Genomic DNA, 13,202 nt, shown 5'->3' with positions numbered 1-13,202 from the left:
CAACACAACGGCGCGATCAGGTTTGCATCAGTGGTGAGGGGCTAATCAGGCTTAATGAACAGACGCCACTTCCTCACTTCGGCCGCGTGCGCCACAGTCGCCGTCCACGCCGTTCCTGCACTCGCCCGGCAAGCGGGGGGCCCAGCCATCGATTGGCAGATCGGCCCGGTGATCCGTGGGCGCAACTATTCGGTCGGGATGCCCGACCATCCCACGGCGGCCGGGCGCGGGTGGTATTTCGATTTTCCAGGACCGCGCGCGAGTGACGGTCACGTGCATTACATCACCCGCCCCGCCGGCCCATTGGGCGGGGCGCGCGGCATTCGCTTTCGTTATCGCATCGATGCGCGGCGCGGGGCGCGCTTCGTTCCGCAGGAGACGCCCGATCTGCCCGGCACCGTTTCGCTCTATCTCCAGGCGGCCGGAGACGACTGGCGCGGGCGCGGGCGGAGCGAATTCGCGCGCTGGTATTCCCCGAACGAGACGATGTTCGAACTGTCCCCGGGGGAGCACGAACACACCGTCATGTTCGACGCCAACTGGATTTCGGTGATGGGTTCCGACCGCCAGCGCAATCCGCGCGAATTTGCCGCCATGCTCGGTTCCGCCGGGACCATCGGTCTCACCTTCGGGTCGCGGATGTTCCGCGGCCACGGGGTGTTTGCCACCATGCCTGCGCGTTTCACGCTGCTCGATTTCACGGTGTTCTAGCTGCGGAGAGGTCTAGTGCGTCCAGTCCAGCGTTGTGCTTTCGAAATGCCAGTGTAGCTGTTCCGGGCTGGCGCCGTCGATATCGTTGACCCGGCGCAACACGATCTCGCCGGTATAGGCAATCGGGCGCCCATCGGGATCGGCGCCGGTGATCGTTACTGGCGCGGTGTAGAAGGATGATCCGGCGGCCCCTTCCATCGTTCCCGTCGGCACGGCAACCGTGATGTCGTGAAGGTCAGCGAACAGGGCGGCGAATTCGGCTTTGTCCCAGTGCTGGCGGTCGGCCTCGCTCATCATCGTCCACGCCTGGTCCCATTCCCTCAGCTCGATCGCCCGTGCAAAGGCGAGCAGCACGTTGCGCGCGCCGGTTTCCGTGCGTTCGGCCTCGGGCGTCAGCGGGGCGGGGATGAGATCGGGAACGCCATCGTTCACGCCGTCGGCCGGGTCGGTCGTCGCGCTGGCGACCGGAGGAGGGGCCACCGGACGGGTCGTGTCGGAAGGGTTGCCCGCATCGGCGCTTTCGACAGGCAGCGCTCTCTCGGCGGGCACTGCATCGCAGGCCGCAAGCATGAAGAGCGGAAGGGCGAGGGTCGGGGCGAGCCTGGACATGAAATGCAAACCCGTTCGGCCCGCGTGCCGTTCCCGCCTATTTAGGTGAGATCACCATCAGCATCTGGCGCCCTTCCAGGCGCGGAAATGCCTCGACCTTGGCGGTTTCGACCATGTCTTCCTGCACCTTTTTCAGCAGATCCATGCCCAGGTGCTGGTGCGCCATTTCACGACCGCGGAACCGCAGGGTGACCTTCACCTTGTCGCCCTGATCGATGAACTTGTTCATCGCGCGCATCTTCACATCGTAATCATGATCGTCGATGTTCGGACGCATCTTGATTTCCTTGATGTCCTGCGTCTTTTGCGTCTTGCGCGCCGCATTGGCCTTTTTCTGGGCCTCGTAGCGATACTTGCCCACATCCAGGAACTTGCACACCGGCGGGTTCGCTGTCGGCGAAACCTCGACGAGGTTCAGGCCAGCCTCGGCCGCCTGCTCCATGGCTTCCTTGGTGTACATCACGCCCAGGTTCTCGCCGTTGTCGTCGATGACACGGACCTTGTCGGACTGGATGAACTCATCGTATTTCGGACCGGTCTTGACCGGCGGGGCCATCATGCGGCGGGGTGGACGTGGTATGGGTCGCTCCTGATTCTGCGGTTTTGCTGTGTGCTATGTAAGGCGTAACCGGGGGAAGCGCCAGAGGGTATGGCTGCGCCTATGCCGCGCCTATGCCGCGCCTATGCCGCAGTGCGCCAGAGCGGGAACCGCGCCAGCCGCTGCCTGGTCGGCACGACCGCGTCGATGGCGGTGGCAGGTTGCAGCGCCTTCAGGATCGCCGGGTCCGCCGCGTCCATGCCGCCGGTCAGCGCCCCGAAGGCGGGCAGGATCATCCGCCCGCAGGTCTGATTGGCGTTATGCGCCACCACCGCGCAGGGGCGGCGGATATGGCGGTGGTGGATCTTCAGTTGCACGCGCGGATGGTAATGGCCGGAAAGCTCGGGCCGCGTTTCCCCCCGCATGGCCTGATGGCGCAGCACCATGCCGTGCAGTTCCAGTTCGACGGCGATCGTGCCGCCGCTGTTTGCCTCCATCGACGGATCGTGGTTGCCGGTGATCCACACCCAGTCGACCATGCGGGTGAGGGCAGATAGCATTCCCGCCGCGTGCTCCTCGATCCGCCCGGAGCCGGCCGAATCGTGGAAGTTGTCGCCGAGGGTATAGACCCGCTTCGCCCCGGTCTCACGAATGGCGAGGGCCACGCGCTCCAGCGTTTCGCGGCTGTCGTAGGGCGGCAGCAGTTGTCCGTGCTGGGCGAAGAAGCTCGCCTTTTCCAGATGCAGGTCCGCCACCAGCAGCGCGTTTTCGCGCGGCCAGAACAGCGCACGTTGCTGGACGAGGCGAAACTCGTCCCCGCAAAAGGGAAAGGCGAACGAAACGGGAACCACGCGCGCCCCTTGCCGCCCGCCCGCCGCTTTGGCAAGAGCGCCTACATGGATTGGTCACGACAAACGGACGAAGCGCGCCACTGGTTCGAAACCCTGCGAGACCGCATCTGTGCCGCGTTCGAGGCGATCGAGCGCGAGGCAGGATCGGACGCCGCCTTCGACTACATCGCCTGGAACCGCGACACCGATGATGGCAGCCACGGCGGTGGCGGGGTGCGCGGAGTGATGAAAGGGCGCGTGTTCGAAAAGGTCGGCGTCAACGTCTCGACCGTCAGCGGCGTATTCGCACCGCAGTTCGCCGCCAGCGTCAACGGCGCGAGCGCGGAAGCGCCCGAATTCACCGCCACCGGCATCAGCCTGGTCGCCCACATGGCCAACCCCCACGTGCCCGCGGTCCACATGAACACCCGCTTCCTGACCACGCAAAGCGCCTGGTTCGGCGGCGGCGCGGACCTCAATCCGCCGATCGCTTACGCCGAGGATACCGAGGCTTTCCACGCCCGCCTGCGGGCCGCCTGCGCCGCACACAATCCGACCTATTACGAACGGTTCAAGAAGTGGGCGGACGAGTATTTCTTCCTGCCGCACCGGAACGTTCACCGCGGGGTGGGGGGCATTTTCTACGACCACCTCGAGTGCGACGACGAGGCGGCCTTCCAGCGCCACTTCGCCTTTACCCGCGACGTGGGGGAGGCCTTTCTGGACGCCTTCCCCGCCATCGTCAGGAAGCGCATGGGGCAGGAATGGACGGCGGAAGAAAAAGCGCAGCAGCTCGAATGGCGCGGGCGCTACGTCGAATTCAACCTGGTCTACGATCGCGGCACGCTGTTCGGCCTGAAGACCGGCGGCAACATCGATGCGATCCTGATGAGTCTGCCGCCCGAGGTCACGTGGAGCTAAACCGCACGCGCGGCATTGCAAGGCGATGACCCGCGTCCTTCGCGATCCCGTGCGGCTGATCCCGCTGCTGTTCGCTGGCCTCATCGCCGTGGGCACGGTAGTGCTGATGCTGCCGATCTCGAGCGCCGAGGGGCGCTTCACCGATCCGGTGACCGCACTGTTCCATGCTACCTCTGCCGTGGCGGTGACGGGCTTGGTGACGGTGGACACCGGCACCTACTGGTCCGCGTTCGGGCAGGGAACGATCCTGCTGCTCATCCAGATTGGCGGGCTCGGCATCATGACGGCGGCCACGTTGCTGGGGCTGATGGCCGGGCGCGGGTTCAGCCTGCGCAGCAAGATGGCCACCCGGGTGGAGCGGGATCGGCTGAACCTGTCGGACACAGCCTCCTTGCTGCGGCTGATATTCCGCATCACGCTGACGGTGGAACTGACGGTAGCTGCCATCCTTGCCCTGCGGTTCGCCATCGGCTGGGACATGGCACCGCTCACCGCCCTGTGGCAGGGCGTCTTTCACTCGGTCAGCGCGTTCAACAACGCCGGCTTCTCCACCTTTTCCGACAGCGTGATGGGTTTTCAGGGAGATGCGCTGATCCTGATGCCCATCGCGCTGGCGGTGGTCATTTCGGCGCTGGGCTTTCCGGTGATGGAGGACTGGCGCGAGCATCGGCTGGATACCCGCCGCTGGACGCTGCATTCCAAGATGACGCTGGCCGGCACGGCGCTGCTGCTCGTCGGCGGGTTCGTGGCCACGCTGGCGACCGAATGGAGCAATCCCGATACGCTTGGCCCCATGCCGCTCGCCACCAAGGCGCTCAATGCGTTCTTTCACGCGGTCATGCCGCGCACGGCGGGGTTCAACAGTCTGGACGTCAGCGCCTTTCGCGACGAGACGCTGGTGGTGAACTACGTGCTGATGTTCATCGGCGGCGGCAGCGCGGGCACCGCGGGCGGCATCAAGGTGACGACCTTCATGGTGCTCGCCGCCATCGTGCTGGCCGAGGTGCTGCGCCGTCGCGATGCGGGCATGTTCGGCCGCCGATTCGGCCACGCGGTGGAGCGCCAGGCGCTGACCGTGGCCTTCATCGCGATGATGCTGATCGTCGGCGCGACCATGTATATCATGTCGGTCACCGGCATCCGGCTTGCCGACGTGTTGTTCGAGGTCATTTCTGCCTTTGCCACCGTCGGCCTGTCGACCGGGATTACCGCAAGCCTGCCGGACACGGCCCTGCTGGTGCTGACCGTCCTGATGTTCGTCGGGCGCGTGGGCACCATTACCGCGGCCACCGCGCTGGCGCTGGGCGGCAGCGACCGGCCCTATCGTTATCCAGAGGAGAATCCCATTGTCGGCTGACAGACGCGAACCCGTGCTCGTGACCGGCCTCGGCCGCTTCGGCAGCAACGTCGCCACCACGCTCGAACGCATGGGGCACGAGGTGCTGGGCACCGACATGAATCCCGAGATCGTGCGCGATCATGCCAGCCGACTGACCCACGTGGTGGAAGCCGACTGCACCGAGATCGACACGCTGAAGCGCCTCGGCGCGGCAGAGTTCAAGACTGCCGTCGTCGGCATCGGCAGCGATATCGAGGCCAGCGTGCTGACGGTGCTGGCGCTGTCCGATCTCGGCATTCCGAACATCTGGGCCAAGGCGAACAGCGAGCACCACGGCCGCATCCTGGAGCGCACCGGCGCCCACCACGTGGTCTTCCCCGAACAGAAGATGGGGGAGCGGGTGGCGCACCTCGTCAACGAACGGCTGCTCGATTTCATCGGCTTCGGCGACCAGTTCGCCATCGCCCGCCTGAAGGCGCCCGAGCCCGTCGTCGGCCTGCCGCTGATGATGAGCGCGTGCCGCAGCCGTTACGAGGTGACGGTGGTGGGCGTGAAGCGGGAGGGCGAGGATTTTCTCCACGCCGTGCCCGACACGCTGATCCTGCCCGATGACGAATTGGTCGTCTCTGGCCGCATCGACCGGATCGAGGCGTTCAGCGCGCTGACCGGTCCGCCGAAGAGCGCCTGAGCGGCTGCTGCCTATCGCGCGGGGGCGTAGACCCGCACCCAGTCCACATACATCGCCAGGTCAGCCTCGCCCGCGCGCACGCGATCGACCGTCTCCTGCGGTATTCCGGGGTAGGGCGCGTCGATCCCGTTGACCTTGTGCGGGTAGGCCCCGCCCATGGCGAAATTCAGGATGAGGTGCTTGGGCGTATCGAAGCGCCACTCGCCATAATGCTCGATCATGGCGCGGGTGGCGCGATAGGTTTCGCGCCCGTCAATCTGGAAGCTCATGTATTCCGGCGTCCATTCGACGGCGTAGACATGCCAGTCGGTCACGTCGGTATCGCCTTCGAAGTAGTAACGATCCACGATCGGCGTATCGCCCGAATAGCCGGGGCCGTGCACGGCAACCGCGGTCCAGCCTGCCTCGCCGACGTATTCCATGATGTCGATCTCGCCGGTCTGCGGCCACTGTTCGTTGCCCAGTGCCCACCAGGCGGGCCACACCCCGCGCGCATCGGGCATCCGGATGCGCGCCTCGGCCCGGCCGTGGGTGAAATCGAACTTGCCCTGGCTGGTCAGGCGGCCGGACAGGAAGTCTGCGCTGCGCTCCGCATTGGGGTCTTCGCCCGGTGCCCACACCGGCCGCAGTTCCAGCACGCCGCCATCGGCCCCGGCTATGCCTTGGGCAAAGCGGATCACGCGCGGATCATCGACATAGGCCTGCTGTTCGTAGTTGACCCAGAAGTCCGGCCCCACCGGGCCCCATTTCGTGCGGTCCAGGGTGTCGCCGTCGAACTCGTCGGAGAACACCAGGGCGCGCCCTTCGGAACCGAGCGGCGGAGCCGGTAGGGTAGCGGCGCAGCCTGAGAGACTGGCGAGGGCGAGCAGGCCGATGGCGGCTGGGAACGTTCTCATACCAAAAGGTCTATACCGCCGCCCGCTGCCTGTCACTAGCGAAGGTGCGTGGCTTATTCGCGTCCGCGTTCGTCCATCTGGCCCACGACGCTCCCCAACGCCATCCGCGCAGGACGCGTGGGATCGCTCTCGTACAACGCGCGCAGATACGCGCTGTCAAAAGGCGTCATGCGATCGGCCGCGTATTCGGATGCGTTGGGCGAAAACAGGCTGAGTACCGTTGAGACCGCGCCTTCCTCGCGCGGCGGTTCGGTGTAGGCGAGCAGACGCATGGTGGCGTAATCGGCCAGTGCGTGGGCATCGAGGTTTGCGATCGCCGATCGTTCGATCAGCACGACCGACAGCTCGATATCGATGCGCATGCCGGTTTCCATGCGGGACATGGAATCGACCGGATTGGCAGGGGGCGGCAATCCCAAGGTCCGCGCTTCCTGTACGGCCTGGGCATATTCGTACCCCGTGGCGATGCGCTCTCCGTTCTCGTTGCGGTCAGAGGTGACGTTCCACGCCCGTGCCGAACCTTCCTGGTCGCGCACCCGGCGAAGCTGCGGGCGCGTGAGGTGCCGCGTCATGAACGAATCCTCGTCATGCAGGCGCTCGAACGTGGCGTCGACATCGTCGGTGACGACTACCCACACGTTGGCGCCGCAATCGGGTTCTTCGCTCACCATGACGCCAGCGGCCCGGGCGTTTTCCACGATACGGTTCAGCAGGACCTGCGCGTTATCGGGGGAAAGACCCCATACGCCCGGGCAGACCGGCCGCTGGAAACGTGCCAGCGGAAACTGCGTGGCATTGGCCCCCACCGTCACCTCGCGCGTGACGCTGCGGACGTCCGCTGGATCGACGCGCTGACCCTGGACGATAATGGCGTCGCCATCGTCCTGCTGGGCTGCAGCCGGCATGGCGACGAGCGTGCCCAAGGCAGCGGCGGTTGCGAGTAGAAAGCGTTGCATCGGCAAATATTCCCTGTGTCATGCAGCCCCAATACATCCGTGGCCTGCAATGCCTTGCGCGTCATGAGCGCAGGATGAGCAATCGCTGAAAGCGGCCGGTTCGGCGAGCACCCCTCGACGAACCGGTGACACGAGCAGACGATTTGCTATGACGTGCCTCATATCGCAGAGTTCCGGAGATTTCATGCGCCTTTTCATTCCTTTCCGTCATGCCGGCCTGATGGCCCTCCCGCTGCTCGCCGCGTCCTGTACCGCAGACCAGTTGCCTGAGGAGGAGCGCGTGATCGCCCCGATTCTGACGAGCGCGCAGGCCATCGATGAATTCACCTACGCCCGCCCTGCCGAGGCGCGGGTCACCCACGTGGCGCTCGATCTCGATCTGGATTTCGAGGCGCGGCGGGTCGAGGGTACGGCCACGCTGGATGTGCAGGCGGCCCAGGGTGCGCGCGAGGTGGTGCTCGATTCCAACGGCCTCGTCATCGGCGGTGTGACCGACGGGCAGGGCAACGATCTGCAATTCACCATCGGTGCAGCCGATCCCGGCAATGCGGAAAAGGGTGAGCCGATCACCATCCAGCTGGGGCAGAGCACCGGCCCGGACCTGCAGCAGGTGGTCATCGCCTATGCCAGCGCGCCCGAAGCCGAGGCGCTGCAATGGCTCGATCCGGAACAGACCGCCGGCGGGCGCTATCCCTTCGTGTTCAGCCAGGGGCAGGCGATCCTCAATCGCAGCTGGATCCCGACGCAGGATTCGCCCGGCATCCGGCAGACCTGGGAAGCGCGCATCACTGCGCCCGAGCCACTGACCGTGGTGATGTCCGGCATCAGCCGCGGCGATCCCGAGGAACTCGAAAACGGCCGCCGCGCCTTCGAATTCACGATGGACAACTCGGTCCCGCCGTATCTCATCGCGCTCGCCGCCGGAAACATCGAGTTCGCCGAGGTGGGTGCCCGATCGGGCGTCTGGGCGGAACCCGAAATGCTCGCCGCCGCTGCCGAGGAAGTGGGCGATACCGAAGAGCTGATCGATGCCGGCATCGGCCTCTTCGGCGAATATCGCTGGGGCCGTTACGACATGATCGTGCTGCCGCCGTCGTTCCCCTACGGCGGGATGGAGAACCCGACGCTCACCTTCCTGACCCCGACCTTCATCGCCGGCGACCGGTCGAATAACGGCCTCGTCGCGCACGAACTGGCGCACAGCTGGTCGGGCAACCTCGTCACCTATTCCAGCTGGCGCGATGGCTGGCTGAACGAAGGCGTTACCAGCTACATCGAAAACCGCATCGTCGAGCAGGTCTATGGCGAGGACCGGGCCGAGCAGGAATACGCGCTGAGCTTCGCCTCGCTGGAGGACATGGTCGAGACGAACGGCGCCGACAGCCCGCTCACCGCCATGCGCACGCCCGATGGCACCAGCCCGTTCGACACGGCGGGGGAGGCCATATACGACAAGGGCACGGCGTTCCTGAAGACGGTTGAGGCCACTGTCGGGCGCGAGGCCTTTGACGAATGGCTGACCAACTGGTTCGATAGCCATGCCTTCCAGCCGGCGACGTCGGAGATGTTCCTCGCCTCCCTGCGCGAAGACCTCGTGGCTGGCGATGCCGAGCTGGAGGAACGCCTGATGCTCGACGAATGGGTCTATGGCACCGGCATCCCTGACAACGTGGTGCGCCCTGACGCCGCCGCCTTTGCCGAGGTGGATGCGGCCGTTACCGCCTACGCCGCATCGAAGGCCCTGCCGCAGGCCACCACATGGCGTGGCTGGACAGCGGCGGAGCAACGCCGCTTCCTGGCTGAACTGCCCGAACGACTGAGCGCCGATGATCTCGCCGCGCTTGACCGTGCGCTTTCGTTGTCGCGTTCCGGCAACAACGAGATCCTGTTCCTCTGGCTGGAAGCCGCGCTGCGCAACGAGTATGAGCCGGCCGTGCCGCAGGCCCGCGAGTTCCTTGCACGGGTGGGGCGCAACAAGTTCGTCGCCCCGCTGTTCCAGGCCTTGTGGGATACCGGCGAATGGGGTCAGCGCATCGCGACCGGCATCTACGACGATACCCGTGCCGGTTATCACTCGATGACGCGCGGCAACGTGGATGGCATCGTCGGGTATGAAGCAGGCGGCGAGGCGGCCAGCGTGAACTAGTCAACCGGGTGGGCAAGGCGCTGGCGGCTGGAGTCGGCCAGCGTCTCTCCCCCTCGCCGACGGCCGCAGCGGGTCGGGGTGCGAGCTACGCGTTGTTGCGCCAGCAGCGCTTTGCCCCTTGCGCAAGTTCATGTTGCACAGCACATCGTCAGGCGATGCTCCGCCAGTATGAACTAGTCGAACGGGTCAAGGAATACGATCCCGACGCCGACGAGGCGCTGCTCAACCGCGCCTATGTCTATACCGTGCAGAAGCACGGCAGCCAGAAGCGTGCGAGCGGCGATCCGTATTTCAGTCACCCGGTCGAGGTGGCGGGCCTGATGACGGACCTGAAGCTCGACCAGGAAACCATCATCACCGCGCTGCTCCACGACACGGTGGAGGATACGCTCGCCACGATCGAGGATGTCGAGGCGAAGTTCGGACCCGAGGTTGCCCGGCTGGTGGACGGGGTCACCAAGCTTTCCAAGATCGAGCAGCTGACCGACGACGAGCGGGCCGCCGAAAACCTGCGCAAGTTCCTGCTCGCCATGAGCGAGGACATCCGCGTGCTGCTGGTGAAGCTGGCCGACCGGCTGCACAACATGCGCACGCTGCATCACATAAAATCGCCCGACAAGCGCCGCCGCATCGCGCGCGAGACGATGGATATCTACGCCCCGTTGGCGGAGCGGGTAGGCATGTACGAATACATGCGCGAGATGCAGCTGCTCGCCTTCCAGCAGCTCGAGCCCGAAGGGTATGACACCATCACCCGCCGGCTGGAGCAGTTGCGCCAGTCCGATACGGGCCAGGTCGATCGCATCGCTCTCGACATCAAGCAGGCGCTGTCCGAAGCCGGTCTTGCGGTCGAGGTATGGGGGCGGGAAAAGCACCCCTATTCGATCTGGAAAAAGATGGCCGAGCGCCACCTGCCGTTCGAACAGGTCAGCGACATCATGGCCTTTCGCGTGCTGACCGACAGCGTTGCGGACTGTTACCGCGCAATGGGCATCCTGCATCAACAGTTCCAGTTCGTGCCGGGACGGTTCAAGGACTACATCTCCACGCCCAAGAACAACGGGTACAAGTCGCTCCACACCACGCTGTTCTACGATCGGTCGATGCGCGTGGAGGTGCAGATCCGCACGCGCGAGATGCACCGCACCAACGAATTCGGGCTGGCCGCGCACTGGGCTTACAAGCAGGGTGACCGACCCGACGGCGCGGTCAGCTGGCTGCGCGACCTGATCGAGATCGTCGATTCCAGCCACGATGCCGAGGAGCTGCTCGAGCATACGAAGATGGCGATCTACCAGGATCGCATCTTTGCCTTCACACCCAAGGGCGCGCTGTTCCAGCTGCCCAAGGGCTCGACCGCGGTCGACTTCGCCTTTGCCGTCCACACCGCGCTGGGCGCGCAGACCGTGGGGGCCAAGATCAACGCCCGCCACATGCCGCTGCGCACGCCGCTGGAAAACGGCGACGTGGTGGAGATCATCAAGGGCAAGAACGCCGAGCCGCAGCTGAGCTGGCTGGGCTTCGTGGTTACCGGCAAGGCTCGCGCCTCCATCCGCCGCGCGGTGCGCCTGAAGGAACGCGAGGAAGTGGCCGAGATCGGCGCAAAGATGTTCGACGAGATCGCCGAACGCCTGCCCGCCAAGGTCGGCCGCAAGGCCAAGAAGCAGGCCGTCGCCCGGCTGGGACTGGTGGACGAGGAAGACCTGATGCACGCCATCGGCTCCGCCAAGCTGACCGATCGACAGGTGATGGAGGCGCTGGTGCCCGGCAGCACCGCCGACATGCCGAGCGAGCCGACGCAGGAACGCGCGATCTCCATCAAGGGGCTGACGGCGGGCGCGGGATTTGATCTGGCGAACTGCTGCCACCCGGTGCCGGGTGACCGGATCGTGGGGCTCAGGCGGCCGCGCAAGGCGGTGGAGGTTCATGCCATCGACTGCCTGGAACTGGCCAATGGCGTCGACGCGGACTGGGTCGACCTGTCGTGGGGCGAACGCTCGCACGGCGCGGTCGGGCGGCTCACCATCGTGCTCTACAATCGCCCCGGCACCTTGGCCGACATGGCCGGGGTGTTTGCGCGCAACAATGCCAACGTGATGAACCTGGTGCTGACCCAGCGCGACGATCCTTTCCACACCTATGAGGTCGACCTGGAGGTGCAGGACCTGGCGCACCTGACCCGCATCGTCAGCGCCCTGCGCGCCAGCGACGCGGTGGCGCAGGCGGACCGGATTTAAGACCAGACCCTAAGACCCCGCTCACCCTGAGCTTGTCGGAAGCGAAGCTGGCCGCAGGGCAACGGTGCTCCGCTGCCATGCGGAAGGTGGGATTGGCCAAACATGTTTCGACAAGCTCAGCATGAGCGGGGAGGGGGAAGTTGGGCTTTTCCGCGGCCAAAGCCGCCGCCTAATTCCGCCGCGCCTTTTCCGTTGTCGACCCGCTCGAAAATTCCGCGCCCACACGGCGAGGTTGCAACTTTGCCAGCCCCCGAGTTACTCCGCCCGCCGCACCGGCACCTGCACGCTGCACACGTCCACCCCGCCCGCCGGCACGGTGTAGAAAGCATCGTTGCGGTTCGCCCGCACCGCCACGTAACGCGCAAAGCTCTCGCTGGCGGTATCGAGATATTCAAAGGCCGGAGCGTCAGCCAACTCGCTCCCCAGCCGCACTGAGAGGATCGAAACGCGCAAGTCCGCCTCCTCCTCGGTGTAGAACCCCAGGTCCCCCGACCCGCGCGGCAGGCTGGAAAGATGCTCCATCCCCTCGATCACCCGGCCCACCACGGCAAGGTTGCGATCCATGTGCCGCTGCGGCTGCCCGATGATGGTATAAAGCTCCGCCCCGGTCCCGGTATCGGGCGCCATGTTACGGCCGACGCCGACGGCGCCATAGCAGTGGATGGGCCAGAACGCTTCCGCCTCGCGTCCGTGGAGGGAAAAATTGCCGCCGACAGGCCACCCGGCCACGAACGTCGCGATGCCCGCATAGCGGTCCCCAACCTCAGGCATTGAGAGCTCGCTTGGTGACGTCTGTGCATTGCCCTCCAATGCTTGGCGCATCTCGTCTGATACCGCCAAGTCACCGTTGGCCGCCAGTCGGGCGTTGCGGACCATCAACATGCCCAGCGTATAGTTCAGGCGCGGGCGCCCTCGCGGATCGGGCACGGCAATCAGCCCGGTTGCCGCGTAATCCGCAACCGGAGACACCACCCCCTCCGGCAGCGGCTTGGCCTCGGTGACGTCCCCCCATTGCGTCACATAGTTGTCCTGCACCCGGTTGACGCTTGTCCCGTCCCACCAGTGCGCGGCGGCGAGCGTGCGGATGTTCGCCACCCACGGCTGGCTGAACGGCGGCGGCATCAGCTGGATCATCACGCGACGTGCGTTGCCGCGCGCATCGGGAGAGAGGTCCATTATCAGCAGGTCTGCGGGTGCGATCGCCACCCAATCCTCCGCGCTGGCGGCAGCGATGACCGAGGTCGGGGTGGCGGGTTCCTGCGCCTCCTGCGCGGCGGCTGGAATGGTGAGGGCGAGGAGGGCGAGGCCGACGATGTGCTTCATGTCGCGCA

The 13,202-nt window shown here is 65.6% G+C and carries 12 protein-coding genes; 6 read left to right on the top strand and 6 right to left on the bottom strand.

Translation table 11 applies throughout. From position 1 onward, the window contains the following. Window positions 1–54 precede the first annotated feature (54 nt). A complete protein-coding gene (locus GRI62_RS10050; protein ID WP_131453225.1) occupies window positions 55–711 on the top strand; it encodes a hypothetical protein in 657 nt (218 codons plus the stop codon). A 12-nt stretch (window positions 712–723) separates the two neighbouring features. Here GRI62_RS10050 and GRI62_RS10045 read toward each other — a convergent pair whose 3' ends face one another. From GRI62_RS10045 to pdeM, 3 genes are all read right to left on the bottom strand, one after another. Continuing rightward, on the bottom strand, window positions 724–1,320 hold the full coding sequence (locus GRI62_RS10045) for a hypothetical protein (protein WP_131453224.1): 597 nt from the start codon (window positions 1,318–1,320) through the stop codon (window positions 724–726). Window positions 1,321–1,357: 37 nt separating this feature from the next. Next, window positions 1,358–1,879: a translation initiation factor IF-3 gene (infC, locus tag GRI62_RS10040; RefSeq protein WP_131453223.1), complete on the bottom strand. Its 522-nt coding sequence runs from the start codon at window positions 1,877–1,879 to the stop codon at window positions 1,358–1,360. 122 nt (window positions 1,880–2,001) lie between these two features. Further along, the gene (gene pdeM / locus GRI62_RS10035) at window positions 2,002–2,709 is read right to left on the bottom strand and encodes a ligase-associated DNA damage response endonuclease PdeM (protein WP_131453222.1); all 708 of its coding nucleotides are present in this window, start codon (window positions 2,707–2,709) and stop codon (window positions 2,002–2,004) included. A gap of 45 nt (window positions 2,710–2,754) precedes the next feature. Between pdeM and hemF the strand changes: the two genes are divergently transcribed. From hemF to GRI62_RS10020, 3 genes are read left to right on the top strand one after another with little or no spacing between them, the layout of a single operon-like run. Further along, window positions 2,755–3,609, top strand: coding sequence for an oxygen-dependent coproporphyrinogen oxidase (gene hemF, locus GRI62_RS10030; protein WP_131453221.1), 855 nt, complete (start codon window positions 2,755–2,757; stop codon window positions 3,607–3,609). 25 nt (window positions 3,610–3,634) lie between these two features. Beyond that, a complete protein-coding gene (locus GRI62_RS10025; protein ID WP_131453220.1) occupies window positions 3,635–4,966 on the top strand; it encodes a TrkH family potassium uptake protein in 1,332 nt (443 codons plus the stop codon). Beyond that, on the top strand, window positions 4,956–5,636 hold the full coding sequence (locus GRI62_RS10020) for a potassium channel family protein (RefSeq protein WP_131453219.1): 681 nt from the start codon (window positions 4,956–4,958) through the stop codon (window positions 5,634–5,636). The genes GRI62_RS10025 and GRI62_RS10020 overlap by 11 nt, the downstream gene beginning before the upstream one ends. An 11-nt stretch (window positions 5,637–5,647) precedes the next feature. Here GRI62_RS10020 and GRI62_RS10015 read toward each other — a convergent pair whose 3' ends face one another. Then, a complete protein-coding gene (locus GRI62_RS10015; protein WP_131453218.1) occupies window positions 5,648–6,532 on the bottom strand; it encodes a glycoside hydrolase family 16 protein in 885 nt (294 codons plus the stop codon). 53 nt (window positions 6,533–6,585) lie between these two features. Further along, on the bottom strand, window positions 6,586–7,488 hold the full coding sequence (locus GRI62_RS10010) for a hypothetical protein (RefSeq protein WP_131453217.1): 903 nt from the start codon (window positions 7,486–7,488) through the stop codon (window positions 6,586–6,588). 184 nt (window positions 7,489–7,672) lie between these two features. Here GRI62_RS10010 and GRI62_RS10005 point away from each other — a divergent pair, with 184 nt between their 5' ends. Then, window positions 7,673–9,634 (top strand): M1 family metallopeptidase, encoded by a 1,962-nt coding sequence (locus GRI62_RS10005; RefSeq protein ID WP_131453216.1) that lies wholly within the window; start codon window positions 7,673–7,675, stop codon window positions 9,632–9,634. Between the two features lie 155 nt (window positions 9,635–9,789). Further along, complete coding sequence (locus GRI62_RS10000) at window positions 9,790–11,871, top strand: RelA/SpoT family protein (RefSeq protein ID WP_131453215.1); 2,082 nt, start codon at window positions 9,790–9,792, stop codon at window positions 11,869–11,871. Window positions 11,872–12,126: 255 nt separating this feature from the next. On the opposite strand, the gene GRI62_RS09995 is transcribed toward GRI62_RS10000, so the two are convergent. Further along, a complete protein-coding gene (locus GRI62_RS09995) occupies window positions 12,127–13,194 on the bottom strand; it encodes a peptidylprolyl isomerase (RefSeq protein WP_131453214.1) in 1,068 nt (355 codons plus the stop codon). Between the last annotated feature and the right edge of the window lie 8 nt (window positions 13,195–13,202).

It is taken from the genome of Aurantiacibacter arachoides, from assembly GCF_009827335.1.
In the GTDB taxonomy this organism is placed as follows: Bacteria; Pseudomonadota; Alphaproteobacteria; order Sphingomonadales; family Sphingomonadaceae; genus Alteraurantiacibacter; species Alteraurantiacibacter arachoides.
The sequence above is the reverse complement of the archived record's forward strand: the minus strand, read 5'-3'. Positions and strand labels throughout refer to the sequence as shown.

Coding starts and splice junctions, on each gene's coding strand:
- GRI62_RS10050 (WP_131453225.1), top strand. CDS start 55: ATGAACAGACGCCACTTCCTCACTTCGGCCGCGTGCGCCACAGTCGCC.
- GRI62_RS10045 (WP_131453224.1), bottom strand. CDS start 1,320: ATGTCCAGGCTCGCCCCGACCCTCGCCCTTCCGCTCTTCATGCTTGCG.
- infC (WP_131453223.1), bottom strand. CDS start 1,879: ATGATGGCCCCGCCGGTCAAGACCGGTCCGAAATACGATGAGTTCATC.
- hemF (WP_131453221.1), top strand. CDS start 2,755: ATGGATTGGTCACGACAAACGGACGAAGCGCGCCACTGGTTCGAAACC.
- GRI62_RS10025 (WP_131453220.1), top strand. CDS start 3,635: ATGACCCGCGTCCTTCGCGATCCCGTGCGGCTGATCCCGCTGCTGTTC.
- GRI62_RS10015 (WP_131453218.1), bottom strand. CDS start 6,532: ATGAGAACGTTCCCAGCCGCCATCGGCCTGCTCGCCCTCGCCAGTCTC.
- GRI62_RS10010 (WP_131453217.1), bottom strand. CDS start 7,488: ATGCAACGCTTTCTACTCGCAACCGCCGCTGCCTTGGGCACGCTCGTC.
- GRI62_RS10005 (WP_131453216.1), top strand. CDS start 7,673: ATGCGCCTTTTCATTCCTTTCCGTCATGCCGGCCTGATGGCCCTCCCG.
- GRI62_RS10000 (WP_131453215.1), top strand. CDS start 9,790: ATGCTCCGCCAGTATGAACTAGTCGAACGGGTCAAGGAATACGATCCC.
- GRI62_RS09995 (WP_131453214.1), bottom strand. CDS start 13,194: ATGAAGCACATCGTCGGCCTCGCCCTCCTCGCCCTCACCATTCCAGCC.